General features: G+C 64.5%; 1 protein-coding gene. It reads left to right on the forward strand.

Going from position 1 to position 273, the window contains the following annotated elements; all coding sequences use genetic code 11:
- Positions 1–146 precede the first annotated feature (146 nt).
- Positions 147–273 (forward strand): glycerol-3-phosphate dehydrogenase/oxidase (locus BK660_RS33305; protein WP_259698562.1); only part of this gene is annotated, 127 nt, incomplete at its 3' end.

A 273-nucleotide genomic window follows, 5' to 3' on the forward strand; every position in this document is an offset into this window, starting at 1 on the left:
GCAGGCTCGCCCCCACATTTGATCACCTATCTCTCGGGCACCGCGGTCACCTGTGGGAGCGAGCCTGCCAAGGGTGGGTTTGTGTGCGGGAGAGCAACCCATTACTGTGGCACGCAGCAGCATTCCATTTGACCAACGAGCATGGCATGAGCGAAATCCAAAGCGCACAAACGACCGGCGACACCCGCCACGCCGACGTCCTGATCATCGGCGGCGGTCTCAGCGGCGCGATGCTGGCGGCGCCGTTGTTGCGCTTGCAGGGCCGGCGTTCGG

The organism is Pseudomonas brassicacearum (assembly GCF_003732265.1).
GTDB lineage: Bacteria > Pseudomonadota > Gammaproteobacteria > Pseudomonadales > Pseudomonadaceae > Aquipseudomonas > Aquipseudomonas brassicacearum_D.